22 protein-coding genes are annotated in these 20882 nt (G+C 65.2%); 3 read left to right on the top strand and 19 right to left on the bottom strand.

From position 1 onward, the window contains the following. Window positions 1-16: 16 nt before the first annotated feature. The 19 genes from glmU to rpmH all read right to left on the bottom strand — a co-directional run bounded on the left by glmU (window position 17) and on the right by rpmH (window position 16856). A complete protein-coding gene (gene glmU / locus F579_RS0109200) occupies window positions 17-1339 on the bottom strand; it encodes a bifunctional UDP-N-acetylglucosamine diphosphorylase/glucosamine-1-phosphate N-acetyltransferase GlmU (RefSeq protein ID WP_019023485.1) in 1323 nt (440 codons plus the stop codon). A 127-nt stretch (window positions 1340-1466) separates the two neighbouring features. Further along, window positions 1467-1886, bottom strand: coding sequence for a F0F1 ATP synthase subunit epsilon (locus tag F579_RS0109195; protein ID WP_018139735.1), 420 nt, complete (start codon window positions 1884-1886; stop codon window positions 1467-1469). A gap of 12 nt (window positions 1887-1898) precedes the next feature. Beyond that, window positions 1899-3275 carry a F0F1 ATP synthase subunit beta gene (atpD, locus tag F579_RS0109190; RefSeq protein ID WP_012983948.1) on the bottom strand — a complete coding sequence of 459 codons (1377 nt, stop codon included), beginning with the start codon at window positions 3273-3275 and terminating at the stop codon, window positions 1899-1901. A gap of 58 nt (window positions 3276-3333) precedes the next feature. After that, window positions 3334-4194, bottom strand: a complete 861-nt coding sequence (gene atpG / locus F579_RS0109185) for a F0F1 ATP synthase subunit gamma (RefSeq protein WP_017925553.1) — start codon at window positions 4192-4194, stop codon at window positions 3334-3336. A 12-nt stretch (window positions 4195-4206) separates the two neighbouring features. Next, entirely contained in the window at window positions 4207-5748 is a 1542-nt protein-coding gene (gene atpA, locus F579_RS0109180; protein WP_019023486.1) for a F0F1 ATP synthase subunit alpha, read from the bottom strand. Between the two features lie 13 nt (window positions 5749-5761). Beyond that, a complete protein-coding gene (locus tag F579_RS0109175; protein WP_019023487.1) occupies window positions 5762-6298 on the bottom strand; it encodes a F0F1 ATP synthase subunit delta in 537 nt (178 codons plus the stop codon). A 9-nt stretch (window positions 6299-6307) separates the two neighbouring features. Continuing rightward, on the bottom strand, window positions 6308-6778 hold the full coding sequence (locus F579_RS0109170) for a F0F1 ATP synthase subunit B (protein ID WP_012983952.1): 471 nt from the start codon (window positions 6776-6778) through the stop codon (window positions 6308-6310). A gap of 53 nt (window positions 6779-6831) precedes the next feature. After that, window positions 6832-7068, bottom strand: coding sequence for a F0F1 ATP synthase subunit C (gene atpE / locus F579_RS0109165; protein WP_012983953.1), 237 nt, complete (start codon window positions 7066-7068; stop codon window positions 6832-6834). A 51-nt stretch (window positions 7069-7119) separates the two neighbouring features. Beyond that, a complete protein-coding gene (gene atpB, locus F579_RS0109160; protein WP_017925556.1) occupies window positions 7120-7962 on the bottom strand; it encodes a F0F1 ATP synthase subunit A in 843 nt (280 codons plus the stop codon). Between the two features lie 31 nt (window positions 7963-7993). After that, entirely contained in the window at window positions 7994-8380 is a 387-nt protein-coding gene (locus F579_RS0109155) for an ATP synthase subunit I (RefSeq protein ID WP_012983955.1), read from the bottom strand. A gap of 132 nt (window positions 8381-8512) precedes the next feature. After that, on the bottom strand, window positions 8513-9355 hold the full coding sequence (locus F579_RS0109150; protein ID WP_018861070.1) for a ParB/RepB/Spo0J family partition protein: 843 nt from the start codon (window positions 9353-9355) through the stop codon (window positions 8513-8515). Window positions 9356-9652: 297 nt separating this feature from the next. Beyond that, window positions 9653-10408: a ParA family protein gene (locus F579_RS0109145; RefSeq protein WP_012983957.1), complete on the bottom strand. Its 756-nt coding sequence runs from the start codon at window positions 10406-10408 to the stop codon at window positions 9653-9655. Continuing rightward, on the bottom strand, window positions 10405-11034 hold the full coding sequence (gene rsmG, locus F579_RS0109140; RefSeq protein WP_019023488.1) for a 16S rRNA (guanine(527)-N(7))-methyltransferase RsmG: 630 nt from the start codon (window positions 11032-11034) through the stop codon (window positions 10405-10407). Before rsmG ends, F579_RS0109145 begins: the two co-directional genes overlap by 4 nt. Then, window positions 11024-12898, bottom strand: coding sequence for a tRNA uridine-5-carboxymethylaminomethyl(34) synthesis enzyme MnmG (gene mnmG, locus F579_RS0109135; RefSeq protein ID WP_019023489.1), 1875 nt, complete (start codon window positions 12896-12898; stop codon window positions 11024-11026). The genes rsmG and mnmG overlap by 11 nt, the downstream gene beginning before the upstream one ends. A 151-nt stretch (window positions 12899-13049) precedes the next feature. Then, window positions 13050-14366 (bottom strand): tRNA uridine-5-carboxymethylaminomethyl(34) synthesis GTPase MnmE, encoded by a 1317-nt coding sequence (mnmE, locus tag F579_RS0109130; RefSeq protein WP_019025610.1) that lies wholly within the window; start codon window positions 14364-14366, stop codon window positions 13050-13052. A gap of 7 nt (window positions 14367-14373) precedes the next feature. Continuing rightward, window positions 14374-16080, bottom strand: a complete 1707-nt coding sequence (gene yidC, locus F579_RS0109125; protein ID WP_038029685.1) for a membrane protein insertase YidC — start codon at window positions 16078-16080, stop codon at window positions 14374-14376. Window positions 16081-16088: 8 nt separating this feature from the next. Next, window positions 16089-16346, bottom strand: a complete 258-nt coding sequence (gene yidD, locus F579_RS15120) for a membrane protein insertion efficiency factor YidD (RefSeq protein WP_018649133.1) — start codon at window positions 16344-16346, stop codon at window positions 16089-16091. Further along, on the bottom strand, window positions 16343-16693 hold the full coding sequence (gene rnpA, locus F579_RS0109120) for a ribonuclease P protein component (RefSeq protein WP_019023492.1): 351 nt from the start codon (window positions 16691-16693) through the stop codon (window positions 16343-16345). The genes yidD and rnpA overlap by 4 nt, the downstream gene beginning before the upstream one ends. Window positions 16694-16715: 22 nt before the next feature. Then, the gene (rpmH, locus tag F579_RS15115; protein ID WP_012983964.1) at window positions 16716-16856 is read right to left on the bottom strand and encodes a 50S ribosomal protein L34; all 141 of its coding nucleotides are present in this window, start codon (window positions 16854-16856) and stop codon (window positions 16716-16718) included. Between the two features lie 151 nt (window positions 16857-17007). Here rpmH and dnaA point away from each other — a divergent pair, with 151 nt between their 5' ends. From dnaA to F579_RS0109095, 3 genes are all read left to right on the top strand, one after another. Beyond that, window positions 17008-18375, top strand: coding sequence for a chromosomal replication initiator protein DnaA (dnaA, locus tag F579_RS0109110; protein WP_019023493.1), 1368 nt, complete (start codon window positions 17008-17010; stop codon window positions 18373-18375). Between the two features lie 252 nt (window positions 18376-18627). Continuing rightward, window positions 18628-19731, top strand: a complete 1104-nt coding sequence (gene dnaN / locus F579_RS0109105; protein WP_019023494.1) for a DNA polymerase III subunit beta — start codon at window positions 18628-18630, stop codon at window positions 19729-19731. A gap of 23 nt (window positions 19732-19754) precedes the next feature. Next, a complete protein-coding gene (locus tag F579_RS0109095; RefSeq protein ID WP_081616917.1) occupies window positions 19755-20828 on the top strand; it encodes a DNA replication/repair protein RecF in 1074 nt (357 codons plus the stop codon). The last annotated feature ends 54 nt before the right edge of the window (window positions 20829-20882 follow it).

The raw sequence follows: 20882 nt of genomic DNA, 5'->3' as shown, positions 1-20882 counted from the left end.
AGTCGGACTTTTGTGTCTAGTCGGACTTCTTCTTGGGGCGCGGCCAGTCCTGGATAACGCGCGGGCGTGCACGGGTCAGCGCCAGCGCGCGCGGATCGACATCGTCGGACAAGGTCGAGCCCGCTCCCACCGTCGCGTCATCGCCGATGCGGATGGGCGCCACCAGGGCCGTGTTGGAGCCGATGAACGCACGCTCGCCGATCTCGGTGCGATGCTTGTTCGCACCATCATAGTTGCAGGTAATCGTTCCTGCGCCCAGATTGGCGCCGGCCCCGACGCTGGCATCCCCGACGTAGGTCAGGTGGTTCGCCTTCGCGCCCGGGCCCAGCGTGGCGTTCTTGATTTCGACAAAGTTGCCGACGCGGGCACCGGGACCGAGTTCGGTCCCCGGGCGCAGGCGGGCGAACGGTCCAACGTTCGCGCCCTCGCCGATCCGTACACCTTCCAGGACACTGTGTGCCGCGATCTGCGTGCCGGACCCAATCTCGCAATCGCGCAGCACGCAGCCGGGGCCAATATAGACATCGTCCGCCAGCGTCACCGTGCCCTCGATCACGACGTTCACGTCGATCGAGCAGTCCTGTCCAAATTTCAGGACGCCGCGCACATCCAGACGGGCGGGGTCCGCCACCGCGAGACCATCCCGCATCATCCGGGAGCACTGCTCCGCCTGGTGCAGGCGCTCCTGGACGGCCAGCTGCTCGCGGTCGTTCACACCCAGCACGGCCACGGGATCGGAACTGCGCACGACATCGATCACACGTCCTTGACCCCGCGCCACGGCCACGATGTCGGTCAGATACCATTCCCGTGGCCCGGCCGGATCGGGTTCGCAGGACGCAAGCCAGCGACGCAAGTCCCCGGCCGGCGCGGCCAGGACGCCGGTATTGATCAGGTCGACCGCACGTTCCGCTTGGGTGGCTTCCTTGTGTTCGACGATACGGTCGAGCTGGCCCTCGGCATCAAGGATCAGGCGGCCGTAGCCGGTGGGATCGGCAATCTCGGCGGCCAGCACTGTTATGCCGTCGCCGCGGACACAGGCCTCCAGATCCGCGATCGGGATCCGCGGGACGTCGCCATAGGCCACCAGGACACGCGCATGCTCGGGGATGTGCTGCAGGGCCTGATAGACCGCATGCCCGGTGCCGCGCGGCTCGCCCTGGTCGATCCAGTCAAGCGCGGGGACGTGATCGGCAAACGCCGCGCGCACCCGTTCCTGTTCGTGGCTCACCACCACGTGGAGCGCGGCGGCTTCCAGCGGCGCTACGCGTTCGAGGACATGGTCCAGCAGGGGGCGTCCGGCAAGGGCTTGCAGGACCTTGGGGCGGCGCGACCGCATGCGCGTCCCCTTGCCGGCCGCGAGGACCGCGATATGGAGGGGTGTCGTTTCAGGCATGGGTGCAATCATAAAGGGCCAACCGAATCGGTTGGCCCTTGGGGTCGGTCATTCGTCGCAGTTTGCCGGATTATTTCCGGCGCAGCTTCTGGATCATCTGCAGGCGGGCGGCGGCCTCCACGAGTTCCGCCTGCGCCTTGGCGTAGTCGAAATCGGCCTTGGAATTCTCCAGGGCCTCCTCCGCGCGTTTCTTCGCCTCCAGCGCCTCGGCTTCGTCCAGATCCTTGGCCCGCACCGCCGTATCCGCCAGGACCGTCACATGATACGGCTGGACCTCGAGGATACCGCCCGAGACGAACACCGGCTGCGGATCCGCGCCTTCCTTTTCCAGGATGCGCAGCTCGCCCGGGTTCAGGCGAGCCAGCATCTGGGTGTGGCCCGCATAGACACCGACCTCGCCACCCTCGGCCGGGGCCGCGATCATCAGCGCGGTCCCGGAGTAAATGGACTCCTCGGCACTGACCACATCCACGTGCATCGTCATGGGCATGTTGCTCACTCCTTAGCCGAGCTTCTCGGCCTTCTCGACGGCTTCCTCGATGGTGCCGACCATGTAGAAGGCCTGTTCCGGCAGATGATCATACTCGCCCGCCACGATGGCCTTGAACGCGCGGATGGTGTCCTTCAGGGACACGTACTTGCCCGGCGCCCCGGTGAACACCTCGGCGACGAAGAACGGCTGCGACAGGTAGCGCTGGATCTTTCGCGCACGGGCCACGACCAGCTTGTCGTCTTCCGACAGCTCGTCCATCCCGAGGATCGCGATGATGTCCTTCAGCTCTTTGTAGCGCTGCAGGGTGTTCTGCACCGCACGGGCAGTGTCGTAGTGCTCCTGCCCGATGATCTGCGGGTCCAGCTGGCGCGAGGTCGAGTCGAGCGGATCCACCGCCGGGTAGATCCCCAGCTCGGCGATCTGGCGCGAGAGCACGACGGTCGCATCCAGGTGCGCGAAGGTCGTGGCCGGCGACGGGTCGGTCAGGTCATCCGCCGGCACGTAGACCGCCTGGATGGAGGTGATCGAACCCTTCTTGGTCGAGGTGATGCGCTCCTGCAGCACACCCATCTCTTCCGCCAGGGTCGGCTGGTAGCCCACCGCGGACGGCATACGACCCAGCAGCGCGGAGACCTCGGTCCCGGCCAGGGTGTAGCGGTAGATATTGTCGATGAACATCAGCACGTCGCGGCCTTCGTCACGGAAGAACTCGGCCATGGTCAGGCCGGTCAGCGCGACACGCAGACGATTACCCGGCGGCTCGTTCATCTGGCCGTAGACCAGGGCCACCTTGTCGAGGACGTTGGAGTCCTTCATCTCGTGGTAGAAGTCGTTCCCTTCACGGGTACGCTCGCCCACACCGGCGAACACGGAGTAACCGGAATGCTCGATCGCGATGTTGCGGATCAGCTCCATCATGTTCACGGTCTTGCCCACGCCGGCACCGCCGAACAGGCCGACCTTGCCGCCCTTCGCGAACGGGCACAGGAGATCGATCACCTTGATGCCGGTTTCCAGCAGTTCGGTGGAGCCCGCCTGCTCGTCGAAGGTCGGGGCGGCACGGTGGATCGACCAGGTCTCCTGGGCCTCCACGTCGCCCGCGTTGTCCACCGGGCGGCCGAGGACGTCCATCACGCGGCCCAGGGTCCCCTTGCCGACCGGCACGGAGATCGGCTTGCCGGTCGCGGTGACCGGGGTCTGGCGCTTCACACCCTCGGTGGTCCCCATGGCGATCGTACGCACGACGCCGTCGCCCAGCTGCTGCTGGACTTCCAGGGTCAGGCCGTTTTCCAGGGTCAGGGCGTCGTAGACCTTGGGCACTTCGCCGTGGGGAAACTCCACGTCCACGACGGCGCCGATGATTTCGACAATTTTTCCGGAACTCATTTGTTCATCCTCGTAAGTCGTAATTCGTGCCGAGCCGATCGATTCGTGCCGGCGGGCGCTAGACCGCAGCCGCGCCGCTGACGATCTCGGAGATCTCCTGGGTGATCGCGGCCTGGCGCGCCTTGTTGTAGACGAGCTGCAGGTCCTTGATCATCGTGCCGGCGTTGTCGGAGGCCGACTTCATCGCGACCATGCGCGCGGCCATTTCGCAGGCCACGTTCTCGACCACTGCCTGGTAGATCAGCGACTCGACATAGCGCTCGAGCAGGGTATCCATCACCGGAACCGTATCGGGCTCGTAGATGTAGTCCCAGTGATGCTTCAGGGACTCGTCCTTGCTCGGCGCGGTCGGCAGGAGCTGGGTCGCCTCCGGCTGCTGGGTCATCGTGTTGACGAATTTGTTCTCCAGCAGCACGACGCGGTCGACCTTGCCGTCGCGGAAGTTGTCCAGCACCACCTTGATGGAACCGATCAGGTCCGTGATGTGCGGGCGATCGCCCAGATCGCGCGCCTCGGCCACGATGTTGCCACCCAGGCGCTTGAAGAACTGCAGCGCCTTGTTGCCGACGACGCACAGGTCCACCTCGACGCCTTCGTCACGGTAGCGCCGCATCTCGCCGACGGCCTTCTTGAACAGGTTGGTATTCAACCCGCCGCAGAGGCCGCGATCGGTCGAGACGATGATCAGCGCCACACGCTTCACTTCACGCTCGACCATGAACGGATGCTTGTACTCCGCATTGGCCATCGCGACGTGACCGATCACGTCGTGGATCTTCTGGGCGTAGGGCCGGGACTCTTCCATGCGGTCCTGGGCCTTGCGCATCTTGGACGCGGCGACCATCTCCATGGCCTTGGTGATCTTCTGAGTATTCTGGATACTCTTGATCTGCGTCCGGATCTCCTTAGTGCCCGCCATTGCGTGCTCCCGTTACCAGCTGTGCTTGGCCTTGAACTCTTCCAGGGCCTTCTTCAGCTTTTCCTGGATGGAGTCGTTGTAGTCGCCAGAGCTGTTGATTTCGTCCAGGAGCTCCTTCTGCGAGGAACGCGCGTAGGCGATCAGTTCCTTTTCGAAGCTCACGACCTTGTCCGCCTCGACGTCATCGAGGTAGCCCTCGTTGGCGGCGTACAGCGAGAATGCCATCTCGCCGATGGACATCGGCTGGTACTGGCCCTGCTTCATCAGCTCGGTCACGCGCTTGCCGCGGTCCAGCTGCTTGCGGGTCAGCTCGTCGAGATCGGAGGCGAACTGCGAGAACGCGGCCAGCTCGCGGTACTGCGCCAGCGCCAGACGCACGCCACCACCCAGCTTCTTGATGATCTTGGTCTGCGCGGCACCACCGACTCGGGACACGGACAGACCGGCGTTGATCGCCGGGCGGATGCCCGAGTTGAACAGGTCGGTCTCGAGGAAGATCTGGCCGTCGGTGATCGAGATGACGTTGGTCGGCACGAACGCCGAGACGTCACCTGCCTGGGTCTCGATGATCGGCAGCGCGGTCAGCGAGCCGGTCTGGCCCTTCACTTCACCGTTGGTCATCTGCTCGACGTAGTCGGCGTTCACGCGCGAGGCGCGCTCCAGCAGACGCGAGTGCAGGTAGAAGACGTCACCCGGGTAGGCTTCACGGCCCGGCGGACGACGCAGCAGCAGCGACACCTGACGATAGGCCCAGGCCTGCTTGGTCAGGTCGTCGTAGACGATCAGGGCGTCTTCGCCGCGATCGCGGAAGTACTCGCCCATCGCGCAGCCGGCGTACGGGGCGATGAACTGCATCGCGGCCGACTCGGAGGCGTTGGCGGCGACGATGATGGTGTTCTCCATCGCGCCGGCCTCTTCCAGCTTGGCCACCACGGAGGCGACCGACGAGGCCTTCTGACCCACGGCGACGTAGATACACTTAACGCCGGAGTCCTTCTGGTTGATGATCGCGTCGATGGCCACCGCGGTCTTGCCGGTCTGGCGGTCTCCGATGATCAGTTCGCGCTGGCCGCGACCGACCGGGACCATCGCGTCAATCGCCTTGATGCCGGACTGCAGCGGCTGATCAACCGACTGGCGGTCAATAACACCGGGAGCAATCTTCTCGATCGGACTGGTGACGCCAGTGTCCACCGGACCCTTGCCGTCGATCGGGCGGCCGAGGGAATCGACCACGCGGCCCAGCAGGCCCTCGCCGACCGGCACTTCCAGGATGCGGCCGGTGCACTTCGCGGTATCGCCTTCCTTGATGTGCTTGTAGTCACCCAGGATCACGACGCCGACAGAGTCGCGCTCGAGGTTGAGCGCCATGCCGAAGGTGTCGCCGGGGAACTCGATCATTTCGCCCTGCATGACATCACCGAGGCCGTGCACGCGAGCGATGCCGTCGGTCAGGCTGACCACGGTGCCCTCGGTGGAGGCCTCGGAGGAGGCATCGAATTTCTCGATGCGCTGTTTGATCAGATCACTGATCTCGGAGGGATTCAGTTGCATGTTAAATATCCTCTTAGCGACTCAAATTGGCAGCCAGGCGGTTCAGCTGGCCTCGCACGGAGCCGTCGATTACCAGGTCGCCGGCGCGGATGATGGCCCCCCCGAGCAGGGAGCTGTCGACCGAACACTCGAGATCGACTTCGCAGCCCAGGCCCTTGACCAGGGCGTCGTGGATCTCTTTCTCCTGCGCCTGCGTGAGCTTGCGGAAGGCAACCACGTCGGCGTGCACGCGCTTTTCGGCCTCGGCCTTCATCGCGGAGAACGCGTCGTATACGGCGGGCAGCGCGGGCAGGCGGCCGTTTTCGGCCAGCAGCCGCACCAGGTTGCCGGCCTCGGGGCCGACCTTGTCGCCGGCCACGTCCAGCACGAGCTGCGCGCGATCGGCACGCGGGAGCCGCGGGTTGGAGAGGAGACTGTGCATCTGCGAGTCGGTGGCGATCGCCGCCAGCAACTCGAGCTGCTCGGCCCAGCCAGCGAGATCGTTTTTCTCCTGGGCCCGCTCGAATGCCGCGCGGGCGTAGGGTCGGGCGACCGAAATCAGGTCTGACATAACGTCTCCTTAGAGCTTGGCCGCGAGCTTCTTCAGCAGATCGCCGTGGGCCTTGGCATCGATCTCCTTGGCCAGGATCTGCTCGGCACCGGCAACCGCCAGCTGGGAGACCTGCTTGCGCAGCTCTTCCTTCGCACGGTTGATCTCCTGCTCAATCTCGGAGTGCGCCTGTTCCTTGATACGCTCGCCTTCCTCGCGCGCGGTGGTCTTGCTTTCCTCGACCAGCTCCGTCGCACGCTTCTGCGCAGAGGCCATGATCTCGTTGGCCTGCTGCTTGGCCTCCTTGATCACCGCGGTCGCGCGCTCCTGGGCGAGCTCCTGTTCCTTTTCGCCACGCTCGGCGGCGGCCAGGCCGTCCGCAATCTTCTTGCGGCGCTCTTCCAGGGCGGCGGACATGGGCGGCCAAACGTAGCGCATCGTGAACCACACGAATACGGCAAACGCCAGGAGCTGGCCGATGATGGTCAGATTGATATTCATCCTGCTACCTCAGGTTGACGAGTGGAGGGGACCTCGGGACTCGCTCAGCCTTGTTAACCCAGGGCGAACAGAACGTACAGGCCGATACCCACGCCAATCATCGGCACGGCGTCGGTCAGACCCATCACGATAAAGAACTGAGTACGCAGCATCGGGATCAGTTCCGGCTGACGCGCGGCGCCTTCCAGGAAGCGACCACCCAGGGTACCCACGCCGATGGCGGCGCCGACAGCGGCCAGACCCAGAAGCAGAGAGCCAGCCAGGACGATCAGAGCGTTAGCCATTTCCATTTTTGTATCTCCAGTCGAGTGTTGAAACGGTCAGTTTGAAGGTGAATCGAATCAGTGGTCTTCGCTGTACGCCATGTCCAGATAGACGACGGTCAGCACCATGAAGATGAACGCCTGCAGCGGCACCACGAGGATGTGGAAGATCGCCCAGCCGACATGCAGCACACCACCGGCCAGACCCAGGATCAGGCCCGCGGAGTACATGACGCCGATCAGGATGAAGATCATCTCGGCCGCGTACAGGTTGCCGAACAGTCGCAGGGCGAGCGATGCGGGCTTGGCCAGCAGGTTGATGAACTCCAGCGCGAAGTTGATCACCCAGAAGATCGGCTTCAGGAACACGATGTTGGTCTGGAACGGGATGCCCGTCAGTTCCTTGATAAAGCCCACCGGGCCCTTGATCTTCAGCGAGTAGTAGATGATCAGGACGAACACGCCCAGCGCCAGACCCGCGGTCACGTTGATGTCCGTGGTCGGCACGATCTTGAAGTAGGGGATGCCCAGCAGATAGGCGATGTGCGGCAGCAGGTCCACCGGCACCAGGTCCATCAGGTTGAGCAGGAAGATCCAGACAAAGATGGTCAGCGCGAGTGGCGCGACCATGTCGTTCTTGTGCTTGAACGAGCCACGGACATTGTCGTTGACGAAGTCCATGACCATCTCGACGAAGTTCTGCCAGCCACCCGGGACACCGGCGGTGACTTTCTTGGCGGCGGCGCGAAACGTGAGGATAAACAGGAGACCAAGACCAATCGACCACAGCATGGAGTCGACGTGGATCGCCCAGAAGCCCATTTCCGCGGCCTGGGTGCTGGTGGTGGCGAAGCTCAACCCATTCTCGGGGTGGAGCCCAAAGGTGAGGTTCGTGAGATGGTGAGCAATATGCTCTTCCATCGTGGGCAGTTCGCTTTCTGAAGCCATGCAGTTATCTCGTCATTGCTTGATCAGAAACCCGGTGCAGCCACCAGAGCGGGGCCAGATGCACCAGGAGGAAGATGCCGAACAAAGCCAGCAAGTTCGGCTCGTCCAGGTAAGCGAACGCCACCCCGAATGCCACCGCGATGATTACGAGTCGTCCCAGCTCGGCGCCCATCATGCGCGCCGTGAGCGAGCCCACCTGATCGGAGCGGTAGGCTCGAAACACAACGACCGCGGCCACGGCGTTGCCGAGGGTCGCGGTCAAGCCGCCGACCATGGCCGAGATCGCCACGATCGGGGGGAACAGGGCCAGTAGTAGGCCCGACAGTATCAGCGTCAGGGCGAGCTGCAGACCGATCGATTGCAGGGCGTGTCTGAAGCGTCGCGGTGTCATTCAGCGGATGGGCACACCCACCCCTCTCCCAAAAAGTGCGCGCATTATAAGAGCACCCTTCTATTAGGTCAAACCGTTATGGGGTGTCGAAAGCGTGCTGGCGAGAGGCTTTGGGAGAGGCGGAGGGGTGGTTTACTGGATGTGTTCGAGGATGCCGTCGAGCTCGTCGAGGCTGTTGTATTCGATGACCAGCCGGCCCTTGCCCTGGCGGTTGTAGCGGACCTGAACGGGGGCACCGAGGCGGTCGGAAAGGCGGCTTTCGAGTTGCCGGACCTCGGGCGAGGGGCCGGCCTCCTTGCGCGGTTCCGGTTGCGCCGAGAGGACCTTCTTCACCAGTTGCTCAGTGGCACGTACGGTCATGTCGCGCTTGACGACCGTCGCGGCCACCCCGGGCTGATCGTCCAGCGGCAGGGCGAGCAGCGAGCGGGCATGGCCCATCTCCAGCCGGCCCTCGTTCACGTGTTCCTTGACTACGTCGTGCAACTCCAGCAGACGCAGCAGGTTGGTGACGGAGGTGCGCGAACGGCCGACCGCGTCGGCGGCCGCCTGGTGGGTCATCTCGAATTCGTCGATCAGGCGCCGGATGGCCTGGGCCTCTTCCAGCGGGTTCAGGTCCTCGCGCTGGATGTTCTCGATCAGCGACATCGCGGCCGCGGCCTGGTCCGGGATGTCGCGGACCACGGCGGGCACACTCTCCAGTCCCGCGATCTGGGCGGCGCGCCAGCGGCGCTCGCCGGCAATCAGTTCGAAGCCACCCTCGACTCGCCGCACGACGACCGGCTGGACAATGCCCTGGGCGCGGATCGATTCGGCCAGCTCCGCGAGCGCGGGCTCGGACATGTGCACGCGCGGCTGATACTGACCGCGGCGGATCTGTTCGATCGGCAGCTGCGCCAGGGAGTCGCTCTCGTCGCCGCCGCTTTGTGCCCCCGACAGGAGGGCATCGAGCCCGCGGCCCAGTCCACGTTTTGCCATCGTTTCAGTCCTGCTCGTCTAGGGAAACACTGATTAATGCACGCGCTCGCGCTCGAGTCGCTTTTGCGTGCGAACAAGGCGCGGTGACTGCCGTGCAGCATTCTGCACAAGGGAACCGCAACGCCGTGCGCGCGCAAAAGCGGCCGAGCCCCTTCGGGGTTGGCACCCCAGGTTCCCCGATTCTGCGTTGCGCCGCTTGCGGGTAGAACCACTACCCGCTGCACGACGCGCCTTGTCTCGGAAAACCTGGGGTGCCAACGCGAGCGTGTGCATTAATCAGTGTTTCCCTGGGCGCGATCAGCGGCGCAGCATCTCGCCGGCCAGCGCGAGGTAGGCCACCGCCCCGCGTGAGGAGGCATCATACAACAAGGCCGGCTGGCCAAAGCTGGGGGCCTCGGCCAGACGGATGTTGCGCGGGATCACAGTCCGGAACACGCGTTCGCCGAAATGCCCGGTGAGCTGGTCGGAGACGTCACCGGACAGGCGGTTGCGCGGATCGAACATGGTGCGCAGCAGCCCCGCGATGCGCAGCTGCGGGTTCGGGCCCTTCTGGATACTCTCGATCGTGCGCATCAGCGCGGTCAGGCCCTCGAGTGCGTAGTACTCGCACTGCATCGGGATCACGACCCCGTCGGCGGCCACCAGCCCGTTGACCGTCAACAGGTTCAGCGAGGGCGGGCAGTCGATCAGGATGTGATCGTAGTCGCCAGCCACCGGGGCCAGGGCGTCGCGCAGCCGATATTCGCGTCGCTCCTGATCCATCAGGCGCACCTCGGCCACGGTCAGGTCCCCGTTCGCCGGTACCAGATCGAAACCGCCCTCCACGCGGTGGGCGGCCTCCGGTACCGTCGCCTGGCCCAGCAGCACCTCGCAGGAGGTCGGGTCGTCGGCGTGCTTGTCGACGCCCGACCCGGTGGTGGCATTGCCCTGCGGGTCGAGGTCCACGACCAGCACGCGCTTGCCCAGCCGGGCGAGCGAGGCGGCGAGATTCACGCAGGTGGTGGTCTTGCCCACCCCGCCCTTCTGATTGGTGATGGCCAGCGTATCGGTCACGTCTCGGCTCTCTCGATAATGGCGATGTGCCGCTCGGCGGTCTCGCCGGGAATGGTAACCGGGTCCACACTCCGGTACGACCACGGGGTGGGCAGCGGCGCGTCCGCCACCGAGCGCTGCCCGAGCATGGCCAGCACCCGCCCGCCCGTGGCCACCTGCGGTGCGACGCGCGCGACCATGTCCGCCGGGGCCTTGAAGGCCCGCGCCAGCACCGTGGTGTAGGGCGCGGCGGGTCGGAAATCCTCGATCCGCATATGCACGGCCTCGACCCGGGCCAGCCCGGCCAGCCCGATCACGTTGCGCAGGAAGCGGATGCGCTTGGCGGCGCTGTCCAGCAGGCAGAAATCGCGCTCGCGCTCGCAGGCGGCCAGCACGAAGCCCGGCAGGCCCGCGCCGGTCCCGACATCCAGGATGCGGTCCCCGTGAAGATACGGGCGCAGGGTCAGGCTGTCGAGGATGTGGCGGGGAATCCACTGGGCGGGATCGCGCACAGCGGTCAGGTTGTGCACCCGATTCCAGCGCCCGAGCTGCTCCAGATAGATCGCCAGGGCCTCGATGGCCGCGCCATCCAGCGCCCACTCGTCGGCCACGGCGCCCAGCGCCGCACGCCAGTCGTTACTCGCCACTGGCGCGTTGTTTCAGGTGTACGGCCAGGGCCGAAAGCGCAGCCGGGGTCACGCCCGGGATACGCTGGGCCTGGCCCAGCGTATGCGGACGGAATTCGGCGAGCTTCTGGCGGATCTCGTTGGACAGGCCATGTACCCGCGCGTAGTCGAGGTTATCCGGCAGTGCCGTCTGCTCGGCCTTCGCCTGGCGCGCGACTTCGGTTTGCTGGCGCTCGATGTACCCGGCGTATTTGGCCTGGATCTCGGCCTGCTCGCGCACGTCCGGCGTGCAGCTCGCGTCCAGTTCCGGGAGTGCCTGCATCAGAGCGTCATAGTCGGCCTCCGGCCGGCGCAGCAGATCGAGCAGCGTGGCATCCGGTTCCGGGCCCTTGCCGAGGAGCTCGGCCAGGGCCGGGCGACTGCGCTGATCGCGGTCCGGTCGCGTCTGTGCCAGGCGGCTCATCTCCGACTCGATCGCGGCGGCGCGGCGCTCGAACCGTGCCCAGCGTTCATCCTCGACCAGGCCGTACTCGCGGCCGACCGGGGTCAGGCGCAGGTCGGCGTTGTCCTCGCGCAGCAGCAGCCGGTACTCGGCGCGCGAGGTGAACATACGGTAGGGCTCCTGCGTGCCGCGGGTGACCAGGTCGTCGATCAGCACGCCGATATAGGCCTCGGAACGCTGCGGGATCCAGGGTTCGGCGTCCCGGGTCAGGCGGGCGGCATTGAGCCCGGCGACCAGGCCCTGGGCGGCGGCCTCTTCATATCCGGTGGTGCCGTTGATCTGCCCGGCGAAGAACAGGTTGGCCACCTCCCGCGTAGCCAGCGACGGGCGCAGGCCACGCGGGTCGAAGTAGTCGTACTCGATCGCGTAGCCCGGACGGGTAATGCGGGCGTGCTCGAAGCCCTCGATGCTCTGCACCAGCGGCACCTGGATCGCATAGGGCAGGGAGGTGGAGATGCCGTTCGGGTAGAGCTCGTGGGTGGTCAGCCCCTCCGGCTCGACGAAGACCTGGTGGCTGGTCTTGTCGGCAAAGCGCACGACCTTGTCCTCGATCGAGGGGCAGTACCGCGGTCCGGTGCTGTCGATCTGGCCGGAATACATCGGCGCCTGATCGAGGTTCGCCCGGATCAGGTCATGGGTCTTTTCGCTCGTGCGCGCGATATGACAGGGGCGCTGGGCCGGGTGGTCGTCGGTCGAGCCGGTGAACGAGAAGACCGGTCGCGGGTCATCGCCCGGCTGCACCTCGAGCCGCGAGAAGTCGACGCTGCGCCCGTCGATGCGCGGCGGGGTGCCGGTCTTCAGGCGCCCGACCGCAAAGGCCATCTCGCGCAGCCGCGCGGCCAGGCGCACGCTCGGCGGATCGCCCGCGCGGCCGCCCGGCTGCTGGGTCAGCCCGGTGTGCATCTGGCCGTTGAGGAAGGTCCCCACCGTCAGCACGACGGCGCGGGCCTGGAACGCAAGGCCCGCCTCGGTGACCACACCGGTCACGCGATCGCCCTCCATGGTGATGTCGGCCACCGGCTGCTGGAAGATCTGCAGATTCGGTTCGGCCTCCACGAACTGGCGAATGGCCTGGCGGTAGAGCTGCCGGTCGGACTGGGCGCGTGTCGCGCGCACCGCCGGGCCCTTGCGCCGATTGAGGATGCGGAAATGTATGCCGGCGGCATCCGCCGCACGCGCCATCACGCCCCCCAGGGCATCGATCTCCTTGACCAGGTGGCCCTTGCCGATGCCACCAATCGCCGGATTGCAGCTCATCTGACCGATGGTCTCGATGTTGTGGGTCAACAGCAGCGTGCGCGCACCCGCGCGCGCCGCGGCCAGTGCGGCCTCGGTGCCGGCGTGTCCGCCGCCAATCACGATGACATCGAATTCTTCTGCCATGACCTCTTGAAACCCGACCGCCGGGCGGCCCGAAAACGTAAAATCAGCAGTTTAGCAGGAGTGGGGGCGGCATCGAAGCGGCCGCATGGGGATCGCGGAATCCTGGGGTACCAACGCGAGCGTATACATGGATCAGTGTTTCCGTACGCCATCACTTGCCGATGCAGAAACCGGCGAAGATCTCGCCGAGCAGGGCCTCGTGGTCCTGGCGACCCAGCAGGGCATCCAGTGCGGCCTCGGCCAGCCGCAGTTCCTCGGCGATCAGGTCGGGCGCGGCGCAGGCCTCGATACGCCCCAGATGCAGCGCTGCCAGGCGCAGGCCATCGAGATGGCGCGCCCGCACGCTGAAGCGCTGCTGCCCGCCCTCGCCGGCACCGAGGCGCTCGACGATCGCCTGCTTGAGCTCATCAATGCCCGAACCCGTGCGTGCCGAGATGGAGATCCCCTCGCCTGGAAGGGAATCCTGTCCAACGCAGTCCTGCTTGTTCCAGACCGTGAGCCGCGGGATCTCGGGCGGGGCCTCCAGATCCGGCTTGGCCTCGGGGCGCGTGAGGTCGCGCAGATCCAGGATCAGGTCCGCCCCGGTGGCAGCCTCGCGGGCACGCTCCATGCCGATCCGCTCGACCGGGTCGTCGCTGGCATGCAGCCCGGCGGTGTCGATCAGCTCGACCGGGATGCCGTGGATGGCGATCGGCGAGCGCAGCACGTCGCGGGTGGTCCCGGGTCGGTCGGTGACGATGGCCACCTCGCTCTCGGCCAGGCGGTTCATCAGGCTGGACTTGCCGACATTCGGGGCCCCCACCAGGGCCAGACGCAGGCCCTGGGCAAAGTAGCGGGCCGGGCGCAGGCGCTCCAGCAGCGCAAGGATGGTCGTGTGCAGATCCTCCGCCCGCCGGGCGATGTCCGGGGCGGCCTCGGATTCGAGGTCGGTCTCGCCGAAATCGATCTCGGCCTCGATGATCACGCGCATATCGCGGATGGCCCGGGAGACCGGCTCCAGCTCCGCGGCCAGCGCCCCGTCGAGGCTGGAGCGGGCCAGGCGCGCGGCCTCGGCCGTCTGGGCATGGATCAGGTCGGCGACGGCCTCCGCCTGCGCGAGGTCGAGGCGGCCATTCAGAAAGGCCTGTTCGGTGAATTCGCCCGGCCGCGCGCGGCGGGCGCCGAGATCGACTGATGCCGCGACGAGCGCCTCCAGCAGCACCGGACTGCCGTGGCCCTGCAGCTCGACCACGTCCTCACCGGTGTAGGAATGAGGGGCGGGGAAATAGAGGATCAGGCCATCGTCGATCGCCTCGCCGCTGGCCGGATCAATGAGGCGGCCGTAGTGGGCATGGCGGGGTCGCAGGCCCTCGCGCCCGGTCAGGCGCCGCGCGATCGCCAGCGACTGGGGGCCCGACAGGCGGACCACGCCAATGCCGCCGACCCCCGGCGGGGTGGCGACCGCGACGATGGTATCCGTCACGGTCACGGCCCGATCAGCTCTTCTGCTTGTCCGGGTCCTCGCCGCCCTCGATCTTGCGCGTGATGTACCACTGCTGGGCGATAGAGAACAGGTTGTTGGTGAACCAGTACAGCACCAGGCCCGCCGGGAAGAAGGCGAAGAACACGGTGAACACGAACGGCAGCGCCATGAAGATCTTCTGCTGCACCGGGTCCATCGGCGGCGGGTTCAGCTTGTACTGCACGAACATCGACACGCCCATCAGGATTGGCAGGATGAAGTACGGATCACGCGAGGACAGATCCTGGATCCACAGCCACCAGGGCGCCTGGCGCAGTTCCACACTCTCCAGCAGCACCCAGTACAGGGCGATGAACACCGGGATCTGTACGAGGATCGGTAGACAGCCACCCAGCGGGTTGATCTTCTCCTTCTTGTACAGCTCCATCAGCGCCTGGTTCATGCGCTGCTTGTCGTCCTTGTAGCGCTCCTTCAGTGCCTGCAGCTTGGGCGCGACCTTGCGCATGCGCGCCATGGAGCGATAGCTGGTGGCCGACAGCTTGAAGAACGCGAGCTTGATCAGGATGGTCAGAAGCACGATCGACCAGCCCCAGTTGCCGACGACGCTGTGGATCAGATCCAGCAGCCAGAACAGCGGCTTGGCCAGGAAGGTGAACATCCCGTAGTCGACGGTCAGTTCCAGGCCCTGGGCGATCTGGGAGAGCTCGTCCTGCAGCTTCGGCCCAACCCACAGGCGGGTCTGAAGCTGCCCACTCTCGCCCGGGCGCACGGTCAGGGGCTCGGCCGAGTGCAGGCCGATCAAGTATTCCTCGCCAACCTCGCCAGGCACGGCTCGGGCATACAGCGCATTCACCTCGTCCTCACCCGGGACCCAGGCAGAGACGAAATAGTGCTGGATCATCGCCACCCAGCCGCCATGCAGGCGTTGCTGGATGGGGTCGTCGGCCAGCGACTCGAAACGCTCACGCTGGTAACTGCCGTCGAAATACGCGGCCCCGGTGAACGTGTACAACCACCAGGACTCGCGATCCGGGGTCGGTCCGTGGCGCAGCTGTCGATACTGGCGCCCGCTCCAGGTGGAATCGCCCTGGTTGCGGACCTCGTAACCCACCTCGATCAGGTGAGTCCCGCGGGTAAAGGTATAGGTCTTGATGACCTCGATCTCGCCATCGTCCGAGACCCAGCGCATCGGCACCTCGAGGGTATCGTCGCCCTCGGCCATCTCGAAGTGGTCGCCATCAACCTCGAAGTTGGCGTGGTGCGAGGGGGCCCGCCCCTCCATCGCGCGGTCGTTGACGCGGTCGTGCGTCAGACCACTCTGGGCCACGTAGCCGCGCACGCGGTGGTCGAAAAGGCGAACCGGAACCAGCGGGTCGTCCTGCAGATCGCGCGGATACTGGAGCAGATCCGCGCGCAGTATGGTGCCGCCACGGGTGTCGATCAGCAGCTCGTGCTTGTCGGTACGGACGGTGAACTGGCGACGATCCGGCTCCTGGATCGGGCTGATCTCGGAGACGTCCTCGGCGGCGGCACGCGGATCGTCCTCGTCCTCGAACTGCGGCGCATCGGGGACGTCCTCCGGGCGGGCATCGGGGTCCTCCGCCTCCTGCTCGGCCGTTTCCGGCTGGGCGGGAGTGCCGTAGTCCTGGTTCCAGGCCTGCCACATCAGGAACAGGACAAAGGCCAGGCTGAGCCACAAAAGGGGACGCAAGTTATCCATGAGCGCGACTATTTCCGGGAACGATGCGAATGGGCGGACAGATGGGGTTCCGGCACAGGGTCATAGCCCCCTGGGGACCACGGGTGGCAACGCAGGATGCGCCGGAGCCCGAGCCAGAAGCCGCGTGCGACGCCGTGTTTTTCCACCGCCTCGACGGTGTAGGCCGAGCACGTCGGGTAATGCCGGCAATGCGGCGCCATGAACGGGGAGATGCCGTATTGATAGGCCCGAACCGGCAACAGGGCAATCTTGCGTACAAGCGTCATTGCAGGCGATCCAGCAGCGTTTCCATCTCCGAGCGCAGGGCCCGTCGGTCACAGGCGCCCGCACCGGCGCGGGCCAGGACAATCAGGTCCACAGGTGGCAGCGCCGCGCGGCGTTGGCGGAAAGCCTCGCGCGCGATGCGCTTGATCCGGTTGCGATCCGTGGCGTTGCGGACATTGCGCTTGCCGATCGCGAGTCCCAGCCGGGGCTCGTCGCCGCCCTCGCGTGCGCGATACAGCAGTGTCAAATGGCGGCCACGGATCGGTCGCGCGTCGGCAAAGACGCGCTGGTAATCAGCGCCGACCAGCAAGCGCGCCTGGCGCGGGAAGCCCTGCGCCCCGGCGGTCATGATGGCCAGCCGGACAGCGCGATCAGTTGGTCGGGCAGAGACGCTTGCGGCCTTTGGCGCGACGGGCGTTCAGGACTTTGCGGCCGCCACGGGTGGCCATGCGGGCACGGAAGCCGTGGGTACGGGCGCGGACAAGCCGACTCGGTTGAAAGGTGCGCTTCATGACGAATCTCGGACAATGGGATAAAGGGCGGAGAAAACTACCGTCAACCGTGCGCGAAGTCAATCAGCGGGCGAGACTCGGCTAGCGCGCGGGGTTACCATCGGCGTAGACTCGGAGGCCCCCGAACCCTCGTGATCCCGGAGACCCGCGTGTGACTGCCAATACCCTGTGGACAGCCTGTCTGGATCGCCTGCAGGGTCGTGTGAGTGAGCAGCAGCTAAACACCTGGCTGCGACCCCTGCATGCCGAGGAGGAAGCTGGGGCCCTGCGCCTGCTGGCACCCAACCAGTTTGTCTTCGAGCATGTCCGCGACCATCTCCTGAGCTCCATCGAAGAGGCCGTCAGCGAACTGCGCCCCGGCTCCGAAGAAACGGATGGCCAACGCGTTCGCCTGGGGATCGGGGGCACGGAGTGGACCTCCGCGGAGCCGGAGGGTGTGGCACCCGCTCGTGCTCCCGCCAGCGCGACACCTCGGCGAGCGGCGGTCCCCAAGGGGCCGGTCAGTAACCTGAACCCGGCCTTCACCTTCGACACCTTCGTCGAGGGTAAATCGAATCAACTGGCGCGTGCTGCCAGTCTGCAGGTCGCCGAGAACCCGGGCGTGGCCTACAACCCGCTGTTTATCTATGGCGGCGTGGGCCTGGGCAAAACCCATCTGATGCACGCAATCGGCAACAGCATCCTGAGCCGACTGCCGGAAGGCCGGATCATCTACCTGCACTCCGAGCGCTTCGTCGCCGACATGATCAAGGCGCTGCAGCACAACGCGATCGACGACTTCAAGCAGCACTATCGTACGGCCGATGCCCTCCTGATCGACGACATCCAGTTCTTTGCCAACAAGGAACGCTCGCAGGAAGAATTTTTCCACACATTCAATGCGTTACTTGAAGGCCAGCAGCAGATCATCCTGACCTCGGATCGCTATCCGAAGGAGGTCGAGGGGCTTGAGGAGCGGCTGAAGTCGCGGTTCGGCTGGGGCCTGACCATCGCCATCGAACCTCCGGAACTGGAGACGCGCGTGGCGATCCTGCAACGCAAGGCGGAACAGGCCGGTATCGAGCTGCCGACCGAAGTCGCCTTTTTCATGGGCAAGCGCATCCGGTCCAACATCCGGGAGCTGGAGGGGTCACTTCGCCGAGTCATCGCGAACGCGCATTTCACCGGCAAGCCGATCACCCTGGACTTTGCCAAAGAGGCGCTGCGCGATCTGCTCGCCGTTCAGAACAAGCTGATCACGCTGGAAAACATCCAGAAGACCGTGGCCGACTATTACCGCATCAAGGTCGCCGATCTGCTCTCCACGCGACGCAGTCGCTCGGTGGCGCGACCGCGCCAGATGGCGATGGCACTCGCGAAGGAACTGACGCAGCACAGCCTGCCGGAGATCGGGCAGGCCTTCGGCGGGCGCGACCATACAACGGTCATCCATGCCTGTCGCAAGATTGTCGAGCTGCGCGAGGCGGATGCGAGCCTGGATGAAGACTATGCGAACCTGCTGCGGACGCTGAGCAGCTAAGGCTGCCCGACACCCCGGGAGGTCGACGGAGCAAGCTGTGGATAAGATGGGGGGAAGTCGTGCGTACTGAGCGCGATTTTTTGGCGCCTGATTTCATCCACAGGATAGACACAGGCGATACAGAGGTTTGAAAGCCTATTTCGGGCTAAAAAACGGTTACTAATCAATCTGTTAAAGGTTTTCCGCACAGGGAGACGCGGACCTTATTATCATCAGTTTTAAATTACTTAAACCCAATTACAGGACACCGCCATGGAACTCTCTTTCCAGCGCGAAGCGATGACTGACGCCCTGCAACGGATTGTCGGGGCGGCCGAGAAACGTTTGACGATGCCGATCCTCGGCAACGTGCGCTTGCGGCCAGACGAACGGGGCGGCATTCGCATGGATACCACCGACCTGGAACTTGCCTGGCAAGGCGAGGCGGCGGGAACCATTCCGGGCGAGTGCGACGTGACGGTATCGGTACGCAAGCTGCTGGATGTAGTGAAGGCGGCACCGGAAGACAGCGAGATCCGGGCAACAGTTGACGGGGAACGGATGTCCGTGGGGTTCGCCGGGTCGCGCTTCAGCCTGGCCACGTTGCCGGGGGCGGATTTCCCCGATTGGGAGAGCAAGAGCTCGGAGTGGACCCTGGATATCCCGCAGAACCGCCTGCGCCGGTTGCTCGAGGCGACGATGTTCTCGATGGCGCAGCAGGATGTCCGCTATTACCTTCAGGGCCTGTTGCTGGTGGCCAGCGGTCACAGCCTCAGGGCGGTCGCAACCGACGGGCACCGGCTGGCACTGGCCGAGGCCGAACTCGACCAGGCGATTGATGGACGGATCGAGAAGATCGTGCCGCGCAAGACCATCGCAGAGCTGCGCCGGAACCTGTCGGATGACGATGTACCGGTGCGCGTCGGGTTCAGTGAAGATCAGGTGCTGTTCGATCTGGGGAATGCGGTGTTGCGGAGCAAGGTGATCGAGGGGCGGTTCCCCGATTACGAGCGCGTAATTCCGGCGGATCTGCCGGCAACGCTCACGGTAGAGCGTGAGCGACTCAAGCAGGCTTTGGCACGCGTGTCCATCGTCGCGTCGGACAAGTATCGTGGCGTGCGGATGACGCTTGGTGATCAGGGTTGTCAGGTGATGACTCACAACGCCGATCGTGAAGAGGCCCAGGAGTCGGTCGAGGCCGAGTATCAGGGGCCGCCGATGGAAATCGGATTCAACCTCGGTTACCTGGTCGATGTGCTTAATGCGATCGAAACCGATCAGGTTCGAATCGGGCTGCGGGACGGAAACTCCTCGATCCTGGTGCAGGCCGAGCCGCCCGGTGGGGCTCGTTACGTCGTGATGCCGATGCGCCTGTAGTCGCGACCGGGCGGACAGGCACTGTGCTGGAAGCCCTGTGGTGGCGAGGGGTGCGCAATCTCTCGGAGCAGACGTTCGAGCCGGGCAAGGGGATCAATCGGCTTGTGGGGCCAAACGGCGCAGGCAAGACCTCGGTGCTGGAGGCGTGCCATGTGCTTGCCGCAGGACGATCGTTCAGGACACCCCAGCTTCGCCGAGTCGTTCGATCGGGTGAGAAAGGTCTTTGGATCGGGGGACGGGTGCGCGACCTCCATGGCGGCGAACATCGCCTGGGCGTGAGCTGGGAAGGCACTCGGCGCTCGCGACTTGACGGGCGCTGGATGGAAGGGCATGCCAGTGTCGCGGAATGGCTGCCGGTGCGGGTACTGCATGCGGGTTCCTTTGACCTGCTCACGGGGTCACCAGAGGAACGGCGGCGTTTGCTCGATTGGGGTTGTTTTCATTCGGTGCGAGGGTATCGATGGCACTGGCAACAATGGAGGCGGGCCCACGAACAACGTAACGCCGCGTTGCGCAAGGGTGATCGTCGGGCGGCCCGTGAGTTTGAACGACCACTGGTCGACGCCGGTGAGAACATCACGCAGGCCCGGCAGGCCTATATCGATCGCTGGGAAATCAATACTTCGGAGGCAGCCCGCGTCTTCGGGTTTTCGCAGCGCCTGGGGGACTTCCAGGTGCACCTTCGTGTGGGCTGGGACCGGGATCGTTCGCTTTCGGAAGCGATCGCACGCAGTCGGGATTCGGACGAAGAACGCGGTTTCGGACAGGTCGGGCCGCAGCGCGCTGACATCGATCTCCGCTTTGACGGCCGGGTCGCGGCGGAGGCGTCGCGGGGTGAACAAAAACGACTGATCACGGCGTTGACCGGAGGGCAGGCCAGAATGCTGGAACGCGAGGCGGGCAGGGCGCCGGTGGTGCTACTGGATGATGTGGTCTCGGAGCTCGATGTCGCTGCGGTGGAGGGGCTGATGAGCGGCCTTCTGGAGTTCGGATGGCAGGTGCTGGTCACCACTGTCGAGCCACATATTCCGGGGTTGGAAGGTGGGCGAACCACGCGATTGTTTCACGTGGAACATGGTGTAGTGACCCCGGACTGAGCCACGCCCCAGCCCTCGGCTTTACGTTATACTGCAGTGTCTGCTACCCGCCGG

It is taken from the genome of Thioalkalivibrio sp. ALJ21 (assembly GCF_000378605.1).
Taxonomy (GTDB): Bacteria; Pseudomonadota; Gammaproteobacteria; order Ectothiorhodospirales; family Ectothiorhodospiraceae; genus Thioalkalivibrio.
This window is presented reverse-complemented; position numbering and strand designations above follow the sequence as displayed.

Coding starts and splice junctions, on each gene's coding strand:
- atpA (WP_019023486.1), bottom strand. CDS start 5,748: ATGCAACTGAATCCCTCCGAGATCAGTGATCTGATCAAACAGCGCATC.
- F579_RS0109175 (WP_019023487.1), bottom strand. CDS start 6,298: ATGTCAGACCTGATTTCGGTCGCCCGACCCTACGCCCGCGCGGCATTC.
- atpG (WP_017925553.1), bottom strand. CDS start 4,194: ATGGCGGGCACTAAGGAGATCCGGACGCAGATCAAGAGTATCCAGAAT.
- atpE (WP_012983953.1), bottom strand. CDS start 7,068: ATGGAAATGGCTAACGCTCTGATCGTCCTGGCTGGCTCTCTGCTTCTG.
- F579_RS0109155 (WP_012983955.1), bottom strand. CDS start 8,380: ATGACACCGCGACGCTTCAGACACGCCCTGCAATCGATCGGTCTGCAG.
- atpB (WP_017925556.1), bottom strand. CDS start 7,962: ATGGAAGAGCATATTGCTCACCATCTCACGAACCTCACCTTTGGGCTC.
- dnaN (WP_019023494.1), top strand. CDS start 18,628: ATGGAACTCTCTTTCCAGCGCGAAGCGATGACTGACGCCCTGCAACGG.
- yidC (WP_038029685.1), bottom strand. CDS start 16,080: ATGGATAACTTGCGTCCCCTTTTGTGGCTCAGCCTGGCCTTTGTCCTG.
- F579_RS0109150 (WP_018861070.1), bottom strand. CDS start 9,355: ATGGCAAAACGTGGACTGGGCCGCGGGCTCGATGCCCTCCTGTCGGGG.
- mnmG (WP_019023489.1), bottom strand. CDS start 12,898: ATGGCAGAAGAATTCGATGTCATCGTGATTGGCGGCGGACACGCCGGC.
- rnpA (WP_019023492.1), bottom strand. CDS start 16,693: ATGACCGCCGGGGCGCAGGGCTTCCCGCGCCAGGCGCGCTTGCTGGTC.
- F579_RS0109195 (WP_018139735.1), bottom strand. CDS start 1,886: ATGCCCATGACGATGCACGTGGATGTGGTCAGTGCCGAGGAGTCCATT.
- atpD (WP_012983948.1), bottom strand. CDS start 3,275: ATGAGTTCCGGAAAAATTGTCGAAATCATCGGCGCCGTCGTGGACGTG.
- F579_RS0109170 (WP_012983952.1), bottom strand. CDS start 6,778: ATGAATATCAATCTGACCATCATCGGCCAGCTCCTGGCGTTTGCCGTA.
- yidD (WP_018649133.1), bottom strand. CDS start 16,346: ATGACGCTTGTACGCAAGATTGCCCTGTTGCCGGTTCGGGCCTATCAA.
- glmU (WP_019023485.1), bottom strand. CDS start 1,339: ATGCGGTCGCGCCGCCCCAAGGTCCTGCAAGCCCTTGCCGGACGCCCC.
- rpmH (WP_012983964.1), bottom strand. CDS start 16,856: ATGAAGCGCACCTTTCAACCGAGTCGGCTTGTCCGCGCCCGTACCCAC.